Source organism: Paenibacillus tyrphae (assembly GCF_027925525.1).
Taxonomy (GTDB): domain Bacteria; phylum Bacillota; class Bacilli; order Paenibacillales; family NBRC-103111; genus Paenibacillus_G; species Paenibacillus_G tyrfis_B.
Map to the genome: position 1 here is coordinate 91,507 of NZ_BSDJ01000029.1, position 9,784 is coordinate 101,290.

Consider the following 9,784-nt stretch of genomic DNA (forward strand, 5'->3'; position numbering starts at 1 on the left):
TGTGACTCCTTCCTTATGCCAAAAATTTGTCCACCCTCAAAACGGGGCTTCCCCTTACAAATCGTCCATGTCCTCGGCCAGCGACTCGGTCAATTTATTCGTAAACTGCAGGGCCGCGTTATAGCCCATCCGTTTCAAGCGGAAGTTCATCGCCGCAACCTCAATAATAACCGCCAGGTTTCGTCCCGGCCGCACCGGAACCGTTACAAGCGGTATGTTCGTATCGATAATCTGCGTCGTTTCCTCGTCCAGGCCGAGCCGGTCGTACTGTTTGTCCTGCTGCCAAGTCTCCAGCTTGACCACCACGGATATTTTCTTCTCGGTACGCACCGCACCGGCGCCGAACAGCGTCATAACGTTAATAATCCCGATGCCGCGGATTTCAAGCAGGTGCCGGATTAACTCGGGCGCATTGCCGATCAGCTGATGGTCGGCCGTTTGACGGATTTCCACCGCATCGTCCGCGATCAGCCGGTGTCCTCGCTTCACCAGCTCCAATGCCGTTTCGCTCTTGCCGATACCACTGGACCCGGAAATCAACATCCCGATACCATATACATCGACCAGCACCCCATGAATCGTCGTCGTAGGGGCAAGCCGGTTTTCCAGAAAGTTCGTTACGCGGCTGGCCAAAATCGTCGTCGCCATCGCCGTCCGAACGACCGTGATCTGATGGTCGTTGGCCGCAGCAAGCAACTCGATTGGCGCGTCCATCCCGCGACTGATAATAATGCAGGGTGTCTCCTCCGGCGCGCACAGCCGGTGCATCCGGTCCATCCGCTCCTCCGACGACAATCCGTCGAAAAACGTCAGCTCCGTTTTGCCGAGAATTTGAACCCGGTCCGTCGGATGGAATTCATAGTATCCAGCCATCTCGAGCCCGGGACGGTACAAATCCGCCGTGACGATCGGACGCTTCAGTCCCTCTTCGCCGCAAATAATTTCCAGATGGAACTCTCTCACCAAATCCGATACTTTCACTTTTTTCGGCATCGTGATCTTTCTCCTTTTTATCCCAATATCCTCATCCTAAAGGAATCAGTCGCATAAATCAACCGGAAGAAGCCGTGCGAAGCCCTCTTACCTGCTGGACAAAACGATCCAGCGCAAGCGTGCCCGCCCGCTCCTCGCCTTGGATCAACGACAACAAACGGGTCAGACGCTGGCCGCGAATCCGCAGCTCTTTCAGTTCCTCCGTAGCAAGCATCCGTCCTACGGTCCAGCGCGACAGTACGGCAATGCCGAGTCCGGCCGCAACCGTCTCCTTGACGCCTTGCGTACTGCTCAGCACATAGGCCCGTTGTACCCGCAATCTCCACTCGCGGATCAATCGGTCGCTATAAGCCCGGGTACCGGAGCCGACCTCGCGGAAGATCCAGACTTGGTCCTGCAAAGCGTCCGGCGTCACTTCCCGGTACGCCGCAAGCGGATGGCCGGCCGGAACGGCCACGATCATCTCGTCCTCCATGAATGTCTCCGAACGAATCCCCGGCCGCTGTAGCTCTCCTTCGACCAGCCCGACCTCCAGTTCGTGCGCTTGCACGAGCCGCTCGATTTCATCCGTATTGCCGACGGTGACCTGTACCTCTACCCCCGGATACAGCCGTGCATAGCTCGCCAGCAGCTTGGGCAAAAGAAACTCTCCGATCGTGAAGCTTGCCCCGACGCTTAAACTGCCGGAGACGACCTGATTCAGCCTGTCGATCTCATGCTTCGCCGTCTCGTATTGCAGCAGTATCGCCTTCGCTTGTCGATACAAGATTTCCCCCGCCTCCGTCAGCTTCACCCGCTTCGACGAACGGTGAAGCAGCTTCGTCCCGAACTCGTTTTCCAAGTTGCGGATATGCATGCTAACCCCGGGCTGAGACAAATGCAGCAGCTCCGCGGCACGTGAAAAATGCTGCAGCTCCGCAACGGTCACAAACACTTTCAACTGCTCGATGCTCATGAATCTTCCACACTCCCTAGCTCTTCGTACAGCCGCGCTGTCCGGACGAACCCTTCATTCGTAGAGGCTACGCCTAGCATATCGCGATTTCCCTTCCAATGCCAGCCGCCAGCCGCAGCAAAAAAGGCCAGCCCGTCAGGACTGACCTTTTATTCCGTTCGATCCACATTAAGCGTTCAGCAAAATGGAATTCGTCGTATCTTTATCGAAGAAGTGAACTTTGTTCATGTCCACAGCAAGCTTCACGTTGGAGCCTTCTTTAGCGTTCGAGCGGCCGTCTACACGAACAACGGCCATTTGGCTGCCGATTCCGCTTAGGTGCAAGAGCATTTCATGACCGAGGTTCTCCGCCACCTCCACATGAGCGTTGATGATGGTGTTCGGAGAAGCTTCCATAAAGATCGCTTCTTCGTGGAAATCTTCCGGACGTACGCCCAGCACGACTTCCTTGCCGGCATAACCTTTTTCGCGGAGGATTTTGGCTTTGCCTTCCGGTACTTCGACATTAAAGCCTGCTGCTTTAAAGTACAAGCTGCCGCCTTGCTCAGCAAATCCACCATGGATAAAGTTCATGGATGGGGAACCGATAAAGCCGGCTACGAACATGTTCACCGGATAGTTGTAGATCTCCTCCGGAGAAGCCGCTTGTTGAATGATGCCTTTATCCATAACGACGATCCGGTCGCCCATCGTCATCGCTTCCGTTTGGTCATGCGTTACGTAGATTGTCGTCGTTTCGAGACGTTTCACGAGCTTCGTAATTTCGGCGCGCATTTGTACGCGCAGCTTCGCGTCCAAGTTGGACAGCGGTTCGTCCATCAGGAACACTTGCGGCTCACGGACAATCGCCCGGCCCAAGGCAACACGCTGACGCTGACCGCCGGAGAGCGCCTTCGGCTTGCGGTCGAGCAAGTGCTCGATATCGAGAATTTTAGCCGCTTCGCGCACGCGAGCGTCGATGTCGGCTTTTTTGAATTTACGCAGCTTCAAACCGAATGCCATGTTTTGATATACGTTCATATGGGGATACAAAGCGTAGGATTGGAATACCATCGCAATATCGCGGTCTTTCGGAGCGACGTCGTTCACGAGACGGTCGCCGATATACAGTTCGCCTTCCGTGATTTCTTCCAAACCGGCGATCATCCGCAGCGTCGTGGATTTACCGCAACCGGAAGCGCCTACCAGAACCAGAAATTCCTTGTCCTGAATATCGAGATGGAAGTCTTTCACCGTTGCTTCTTCTGCGCCCGGATATTTTTTGACGATGTGGTTCAAACGTACACCTGCCATGATTGATTCCCCCTACGAATTAGTATCGTGTTCATTGGTTAAATCATACCGTAACAAGGCGTATCATGACTATGCACAATCTCTACAAAAAAACTACTTTCTTTTCGTTACTTTGTACAATAGCATGGCAATCTTCACAAGCACGGCATTATTGAACGTCCGCACGTCCAATCCCGTCTCCTGCTTGAATTTGTCCAAACGGTACAACAGCGTATTGCGGTGAATATACAGCTTTTTGGCGGTCTCGCTGACGTTGCAGTCCAATTCGAAAAACTGTTCAAGCGTCGTCATCGTCTCCGCATCGAACGCCACGTCGAGCCGTTTCAGTACATGCTCCAGAAAGCTCGCCTTCTCTGCTTCCGGTACCAAATGCACCAGCCTTTCCAGTTGGAGCTCCCATGGCATATGCATGTTGCTGCCTACGTGATACGTGCGTCCCAGCATCATCGTCTCCCTGAGCTGGAGCACCGCGCCATATAACGATTTGGCCGGCATGATCGGGTAGTGGATGGCCAGATGGCACTCGCCTACCCATTCGTTCTCAAGCATTTCGTGCAAGCCGTAGCCGGTGGCCGCGAGCCGGTCTTCCAGCGTTTCGCTGTCCGAATCTTCCTTATCGTCGCCGGAATCCATCGACATGATTTTCTCCGAGCCGAGAATGAGCCATTCCTTATCCGTCAGTGGAATCAAGGTCATATCCGCATCGAAGAACGATTCCAGCAGCTTCTTCAGCTCCCGGTCGTGCGCCCGCCGCGAGGTTGTGTAATCCCCATACAACAGCAGCGGAATTTTTTTGGAGTAAAGCGACAGCTGCGACACCAGAGCATCGGGCATCTCGGCCTGCGTCAAGCCCAGCTCCTGCTGCGTGCGAAGCCAATCGCGCACCATCCCCGCTTTGCGCTCCTCCTCGTTGACGAGCGACGGAGACTTTTTATCCTGCGTTTTACGGCTTTCCAGCGTAAGCTCCACAAGCCGCCGTTCCACCGGCGATACGGCATCTGCCTGTATGGTCAGAAGCAGCGCCTCCTGCCCTTCTTTTTGCGCCAAAAAAAGAAGCCTGTCCTCTCTAATCAAGCTTCCGCCTACGGACCCCGGCTCGGCCCTATGCTTCTCCGCTTCGCGCCGCCACGCTTCCCAGGCCCATTTGGTGGTTTGAACCGGAGTATTCAATATGGCTTCAAGCTGCTCCCTCACTTGTTCCCAATCCATCTCCTCGCTCCCAACCCTATGTCTGTATTAAATAACTGATTACCATCTATTGTATCACAATCGGGACTAGGAACCGCAACAAAAGGAGCTGCCTTTGGACCGTAAATCATTAATTGCGTTTAGCTAAGGATAAGAGCATAAGATACGGTAATAATAAAAATGTAAATTTTCCACCGTCATCCATTCTTTAGCAAAGAGAAGGAGGACTGTGCTATTCCCGAACTGCGCTATGGCTGCACCACCGTCCCGTTGGAACTGCCTTCGGGCAGGACGTACGATACATTGACATACGGACTCGAAACTTTACCGACATCTCCCGAGCTGTCCCAAAACCGGATTCGCGAAGCATTGGCGGCGCCTATCGGGGCAAAGAGACTCCGTGAGCTTGCCAAGGGGACAAGCCGGGCCGTCATTCTGATCAGCGACGGTACCCGTTTGTGCCCGACCGCGCTGCTTTTGCCTCCGCTGCTGGAGGAGCTTGGCGCGGCTGGCCTTGGCGACGATCAGATTGATATTGTTGTGGCGCTCGGCGCCCATCGCAAGCACACGCCCGACGAATTGAAACGGCTGGTCGGGGCGGAAATCTACGCGAGAGTACGCGTGCATAATCATTCGGCCGAGTCGGAGGACTGCGTTTATAGGGGGACGACGTCGCTCGGCACCCCGGTCGAGATCAACCGCCTGGTCGCCGAGGCGCCGCTGCGCATTGCAACGGGCAACATCGAGCCGCATACAATGGTAGGCATTTCAGGGGGTGTCAAGGCGCTCGTACCTGGTGTGGCGTCCAAGCGCACCATTGAATGCCACCATGCGTTGTCGTTAACATACAAGGCCGTGCCCGGCGTCCCGATGAATCCGCTGCACATCGATTTAGAGGAAGCCGAGCGGTTCGTTCCAATACAATTCTTGCTCAATGTGATTGTCGACCACGATCGTCATGTGCTGAAAGCCGTAGCCGGAAATCCCGCGGAAGCTCATAAGAAAGGGACCGAATTTGTCGCCGGCTGGTTTACCCGGCAGGTAACCGAACTGTACGATGTCGTCATCGTTTCGGCCGGGGGAGCTCCGAAAGATTTGCAAATGTATCAAACTTTAAAAGCGCTCCGAAATGCCGCCGCTTTCGTAAAGCCGGGAGGTGCCCTGCTTCTTGTGGCGGAGTGTCCCGAAGGGATGGGAAACGGCTTGTTTCAGCATTGGATCGAAACGATGGGTGATCGCCGTAAAATGACGGACAAGCTGCGGGAACGATTCGTACTGGGCGCCCACAAAATTTTGCATGTGGAAGAAGTGCTGCACCGTGCCCGGGTATTTGTCCTTTCCTCATTGCCCCGTCACTTGATAGAATTGCTGGGCTTTTATCCGGCCGACGATTTAAGCGCTACGGCCCAAGCTTTGCTGCAAGCCCCTGGTGCGAAGCTGGCTCTCATGCCGTTCGGCTCGCTAACCTATCCGCGTCATCACCGCTAACAGAACGGAGGAAGATTCGTATGAACTGGATCGGATGGCCCATGGCACGCGTCGTTTTTTTGTTCGTGGGCGTCGCTTTTTTTGCCATTTGGATACAAGTGACCATCTCGCATTACCGTCAAAACTTTCACCATAAAGCCATGTGGGTTCCCGTCGTCTCTGCCCCCATTTTCAGCCTGCTTGCCGTATTGCTTGCCTATTACCGGCTGGATTGGCTGCTTTACCTTTTTTCCTATCTTATGTGGTTCGGCGTTGTTGCAGGCGGCATCGGGTTTTACTTTCATTTCCACGGGGTAGGCGTTCGCGTCGGCGGCTACACGATGCGCAACTTTCTTGTCGGTCCTCCTGTCGTGCTTCCGGTCTTGTTCAGCGCCTTGAGCGTCCTTGGACTTCTCGCCTATTATTGGAGGTAAATCAATGAAAAAGCTCACAAGGTACCCTTCCTACGATGTCATGCACGAAAAAGACGCTTGGGACGATCATACCCAGCGAATCGTGCTTTCCCGGCTGCACACGACTGGCGATTATGTGTTCCTGACGACCGTCGAGGCCGAACATTTGCGGGCCTGGTGCTCTCTCTTGGTCGATGACGAACGTCCGGAAATCATTCAGTTCGTATTGGATCATATCGATCGGACACTGGCAGGCGGACAAGAAAGTCAGCGTAAAAGCGGCGAGCCGGAGGCAGCCGTACTAGTGCGCGAAGGGCTTCATGCCCTGGATCTCGCCTGTCAAACGATCCATACCGAACGCTTCTTTCACCTTCAACCAAAGCAGAAAAAACAGCTCATGGTCGATGTCAGCCGCAATCAAGCGGTACCTCTCGAAGTGTGGCAGCACGTGCCGCAGGAAGCGTTGTTCAAGAAATTGCTGAATCTCACTGTCGAGGCTTATTATTCTCATCCTGAAATATGGTCGGAGATCGGATACGGGGGTCCCGCTTATCCGCGCGGCTATGTACGTATGCATCCGGGACAGCTTGATCCATGGGAGCCCAAGGAGGAGAAACAGCAGCATGAAGCGTAAATATGAGGGCGAGACGGTCGATGTCGTCATTGTGGGAGCCGGGGCTGCCGGCGGCGTGCTGGCGAAAGAGCTGAGCGAAGCCGGCATGACTGTCGTCGTGCTGGAAGCCGGACCGTTCCGGGACCCGCAGCACGATTTTGCCAGCGATGAGCTATCTATGCAAAGTTTGGGTTGGCAGGAAGCACGTATCGTGGATGGTCATGACCCGCTGCAAATGGGCCATAACAATTCCGGCTGGGGGGTTGGCGGGGGAACGACGCATTTTACCGGAGTCTTTTTGCGTTTTCATGAAAGCGATTTTCGAACCAAAACGCTGGACGGCGTCGGAGAGGATTGGCCGATCGGCTATTCCGATCTTGAGCCTTACTATACCAAGATCGAGAAGGAGATCGCTGTATCGGGCCCAAAACATTTCCCTTGGGGCGAATTTCACGGCCCTTATCCTTACCCCGAACGCGATCCGATAAGCCCGAACGCGCAGGTATTTGCCAGAGGCTGCGAAAAGCTCGGCATTCGCTGGGTCGTCAGCCCGCTGGCCATATTGTCCGCGCCCTTCGAAGACCGACCGCCCTGCATCAATCGCGGTTTTTGCAACCAAGGCTGTATGCCGAACGCCAAATTCAGCACCCTGATCGTCCATATTCCCAAAGCGATTGAAGCCGGTGCCGAAGTGCTGGCGGATTGCAGAGTTACTCAAGTGAATACGGACGAGAGCGGCCGGGCCACGGGAGTAACGTTTGTTCATAACGACGTGACCTATGAGCAGCGGGCAAGGTTAGTCATTTTGTCCGCCTATGTCGTAGAGACACCGAGACTGCTCCTGAATTCAGCCAACAGCCGGTTTCCGAACGGACTCGCCAACAGCAGCGGATGGGTCGGGAAAGCGTTCATGACCCACAGCAGCCACGATGTCTATGCACGATTTGAAGAAGAGGTCCGCCTGTATAAAGGAACCCCGGTGCTTGCCACGACGCAGGACTTTTACGCCACTTCCCCTGAACGCGATTTTGCCCGTGGCTATACGCTGCACGCCCACGGGGTCCGGCCGGTGAGCTTTGCCAGTGGAATTACCCAATCGGGTAAGAACGGTCTCATTTGGGGAACACGTTTGCGGGAAACGGTACTCGACTACAATTATTTCGGCCGAATCACGTTAGTTGGGGAGGTACTCCCGAACCCGGACAACGCCATTACCTTGAGCGATGAAAAGGATGCTTTCGGCATGCCACGCGCGAAAGTCACTTTCAGCTATGGAGAAAACGACAACCGGCTTATCCAGCATGCGATCGGAACGATGAGCGAAATTTTAAGCGCCGCGGGAGGCAAGCCCGAATTCGTCATCCCCGATACGGCTCATTTGATGGGAGGCTGCCGTATGGGCAACGATCCCGATACGTCCGTCGTGAACTCCTACGGACAGACGCACGATATTCCGAATCTGTTTATATGCGACGCGAGTATTTTCGTGACGTCCGGAGGCGGCAATCCGACCAATACGGTGATGGCGCTCGCGGCCCGTACTGCCGATTATATCAAGGCGACCATGAAGCGAATGGAGCTTTGACTATCCCCTACTCATCCTTTACGGTAAAATAAACACATACTGTGTTTACAAGCTACTTAGGAGGGAGAACCGTTGGCTATAGTCGAAGTAACCGTGATTCCCATCGGAACCGAAACGACCAGCTTAAGCAGATATGTCGCCGATCTGCACCGCCTGCTGGAACAAGCCCCGGAACCGATTCAATTCCAAATGACGCCGATGAGCACCATCATTGAAGGAGAGCTTCAAGATTTATTTCAAGTGCTTCGGCGTCTGCATGAAGCCCCGTTCCAGCACGGAGCCCAACGCGTGTCCACATCGATCAAAATCGACGACCGCCGTGACAAAATTACTTCGATGGAGCAAAAGCTTCGCTCCGTCCGCGACAAACTTCAGTCGTGAAGTAAAAAGCAAATACAATGCAAAAAAGAGACCCCTTGAGGTCTCTTTACTTGTCACCTAAATGGTGAGCCATGTAGGACTCGAACCTACGACACCCTGATTAAAAGTCAGGTGCTCTACCAACTGAGCTAATGGCTCGTAAGTATAACTGGTGGAGGCTGATGGATTCGAACCACCGAACTCGTCAGAGAACAGATTTACAGTCTGCTGCGTTTGGCCACTTCGCTAAGCCTCCGTGCAATGGCTATAAAGCCTATGGTGGCTCGGGACGGAATCGAACCGCCGACACGAGGATTTTCAGTCCTCTGCTCTACCGACTGAGCTACCGAGCCTTATGTATGCGGTTAGCTTGTCCCTTAAAGTTCGAGCTTATCCTACTTGGTAAGTTAAATCATGGCGGAGCCGACGGGATTCGAACCCGCGGTCTCCTGCGTGACAGGCAGGCATGTTAGGCCTCTACACCACGGCTCCACACTATAAAATTGAAACAACTGGTGCCGCCGAGAGGACTTGAACCCCCAACCTACTGATTACAAGTCAGTTGCTCTACCAATTGAGCTACAGCGGCATATGGTGGAGGCTGACGGGATCGAACCGCCGACCCTCTGCTTGTAAGGCAGATGCTCTCCCAGCTGAGCTAAGCCTCCATGGGATAAATATATATGGTAGCGGCGGAGGGGATCGAACCCCCGACCTTACGGGTATGAACCGTACGCTCTAGCCAGCTGAGCTACGCCGCCAAACTTGAAACGGAGAGAGAGGGATTCGAACCCTCGCACCACTTGCGCAGTCTAACCCCTTAGCAGAGGGTCCCCTTGAGCCACTTGGGTATCTCTCCAAGCTTAAACTTTCAAGACTTGCGCCCTGAAAACTGGATCGAAACAAAGCGCGTTCCA

Annotated in this window: 9 protein-coding genes and 8 tRNA genes; 5 read left to right on the top strand and 12 right to left on the bottom strand. The window is 54.2% G+C overall.

Going from position 1 to position 9,784, the window contains the following annotated elements; genetic code table 11:
• Positions 1-54: 54 nt before the first annotated feature.
• The 4 genes from hprK to QMG93_RS26915 all read right to left on the bottom strand — a co-directional run bounded on the left by hprK (position 55) and on the right by QMG93_RS26915 (position 4,450).
• Positions 55-993, bottom strand: coding sequence for an HPr(Ser) kinase/phosphatase (hprK, locus tag QMG93_RS26900; protein WP_216794322.1), 939 nt, complete (start codon positions 991-993; stop codon positions 55-57).
• A 58-nt stretch (positions 994-1,051) separates the two neighbouring features.
• On the bottom strand, positions 1,052-1,948 hold the full coding sequence (locus QMG93_RS26905; protein WP_281942031.1) for a LysR family transcriptional regulator: 897 nt from the start codon (positions 1,946-1,948) through the stop codon (positions 1,052-1,054).
• A gap of 168 nt (positions 1,949-2,116) precedes the next feature.
• Positions 2,117-3,241, bottom strand: coding sequence for an ABC transporter ATP-binding protein (locus QMG93_RS26910; RefSeq protein ID WP_281942033.1), 1,125 nt, complete (start codon positions 3,239-3,241; stop codon positions 2,117-2,119).
• Positions 3,242-3,334: 93 nt separating this feature from the next.
• On the bottom strand, positions 3,335-4,450 hold the full coding sequence (locus QMG93_RS26915; RefSeq protein WP_281942035.1) for a PucR family transcriptional regulator: 1,116 nt from the start codon (positions 4,448-4,450) through the stop codon (positions 3,335-3,337).
• Between the two features lie 222 nt (positions 4,451-4,672).
• Between QMG93_RS26915 and larA the strand changes: the two genes are divergently transcribed.
• From larA to QMG93_RS26940, 5 genes are all read left to right on the top strand, one after another.
• Positions 4,673-5,917 (top strand): nickel-dependent lactate racemase, encoded by a 1,245-nt coding sequence (gene larA, locus QMG93_RS26920; RefSeq protein WP_281942049.1) that lies wholly within the window; start codon positions 4,673-4,675, stop codon positions 5,915-5,917.
• Between the two features lie 20 nt (positions 5,918-5,937).
• The gene (locus tag QMG93_RS26925; RefSeq protein WP_108530389.1) at positions 5,938-6,330 is read left to right on the top strand and encodes a hypothetical protein; all 393 of its coding nucleotides are present in this window, start codon (positions 5,938-5,940) and stop codon (positions 6,328-6,330) included.
• Between the two features lie 4 nt (positions 6,331-6,334).
• Positions 6,335-6,943, top strand: coding sequence for a gluconate 2-dehydrogenase subunit 3 family protein (locus QMG93_RS26930; protein WP_281942038.1), 609 nt, complete (start codon positions 6,335-6,337; stop codon positions 6,941-6,943).
• The gene (locus tag QMG93_RS26935) at positions 6,933-8,507 is read left to right on the top strand and encodes a GMC family oxidoreductase (RefSeq protein ID WP_281942040.1); all 1,575 of its coding nucleotides are present in this window, start codon (positions 6,933-6,935) and stop codon (positions 8,505-8,507) included. The genes QMG93_RS26930 and QMG93_RS26935 overlap by 11 nt, the downstream gene beginning before the upstream one ends.
• 72 nt (positions 8,508-8,579) lie before the next feature.
• Positions 8,580-8,888 carry an MTH1187 family thiamine-binding protein gene (locus QMG93_RS26940; RefSeq protein ID WP_281942041.1) on the top strand — a complete coding sequence of 103 codons (309 nt, stop codon included), beginning with the start codon at positions 8,580-8,582 and terminating at the stop codon, positions 8,886-8,888.
• A 62-nt stretch (positions 8,889-8,950) separates the two neighbouring features.
• On the opposite strand, the gene QMG93_RS26945 is transcribed toward QMG93_RS26940, so the two are convergent.
• The 8 genes from QMG93_RS26945 to QMG93_RS26980 all read right to left on the bottom strand — a co-directional run bounded on the left by QMG93_RS26945 (position 8,951) and on the right by QMG93_RS26980 (position 9,726).
• Positions 8,951-9,026, bottom strand: a tRNA-Lys gene (locus QMG93_RS26945).
• A gap of 11 nt (positions 9,027-9,037) precedes the next feature.
• Positions 9,038-9,123, bottom strand: a tRNA-Tyr gene (locus tag QMG93_RS26950).
• 21 nt (positions 9,124-9,144) lie between these two features.
• Positions 9,145-9,220: transfer RNA gene (locus QMG93_RS26955), tRNA-Phe, on the bottom strand.
• Positions 9,221-9,282: 62 nt separating this feature from the next.
• A tRNA-Asp gene (locus QMG93_RS26960) sits at positions 9,283-9,359 on the bottom strand.
• Between the two features lie 21 nt (positions 9,360-9,380).
• Positions 9,381-9,456: transfer RNA gene (locus QMG93_RS26965), tRNA-Thr, on the bottom strand.
• Positions 9,457-9,459: 3 nt separating this feature from the next.
• Positions 9,460-9,535: transfer RNA gene (locus QMG93_RS26970), tRNA-Val, on the bottom strand.
• Positions 9,536-9,551: 16 nt separating this feature from the next.
• Positions 9,552-9,628, bottom strand: a tRNA-Met gene (locus tag QMG93_RS26975).
• Positions 9,629-9,638: 10 nt separating this feature from the next.
• A tRNA-Ser gene (locus QMG93_RS26980) sits at positions 9,639-9,726 on the bottom strand.
• Between the last annotated feature and the right edge of the window lie 58 nt (positions 9,727-9,784).

Coding starts and splice junctions, on each gene's coding strand:
- QMG93_RS26935 (WP_281942040.1), top strand. CDS start 6,933: ATGAAGCGTAAATATGAGGGCGAGACGGTCGATGTCGTCATTGTGGGA.
- hprK (WP_216794322.1), bottom strand. CDS start 993: ATGCCGAAAAAAGTGAAAGTATCGGATTTGGTGAGAGAGTTCCATCTG.
- QMG93_RS26915 (WP_281942035.1), bottom strand. CDS start 4,450: ATGGATTGGGAACAAGTGAGGGAGCAGCTTGAAGCCATATTGAATACT.
- QMG93_RS26905 (WP_281942031.1), bottom strand. CDS start 1,948: ATGAGCATCGAGCAGTTGAAAGTGTTTGTGACCGTTGCGGAGCTGCAG.
- QMG93_RS26925 (WP_108530389.1), top strand. CDS start 5,938: ATGAACTGGATCGGATGGCCCATGGCACGCGTCGTTTTTTTGTTCGTG.
- QMG93_RS26930 (WP_281942038.1), top strand. CDS start 6,335: ATGAAAAAGCTCACAAGGTACCCTTCCTACGATGTCATGCACGAAAAA.
- QMG93_RS26910 (WP_281942033.1), bottom strand. CDS start 3,241: ATGGCAGGTGTACGTTTGAACCACATCGTCAAAAAATATCCGGGCGCA.